A 215-nucleotide genomic window follows, 5' to 3' on the forward strand; every position below is an offset into this window, starting at 1 on the left:
CAGGGATCAATCAGGTGTCCAGTCAGAAACTTGGCGGCACTGTCTGCAGTTTTGTCCGGCAAAATGGCGGCGTATAGCTCCCTTGAGAAATCGTCGATGGCGGCAAACGGGTAATCCCGCTTATCGGTGGCTTTCTGACCTTTGAGCAGCGGCAGCCGTTTGGTATCGAGATGTACCAGCTCTCCGGGGTAGGATTTATTGTAGCGTTTGGCCTG

1 pseudogene is annotated in these 215 nt (G+C 54.0%); it reads right to left on the reverse strand.

What is annotated here, in order from left to right:
• Nucleotides 1–215, reverse strand: a pseudogene (locus ACTHSP_RS24365) (IS481 family transposase); the annotation flags it as partial.

The organism is Neisseria sp. P0001.S005, assembly GCF_051963715.1.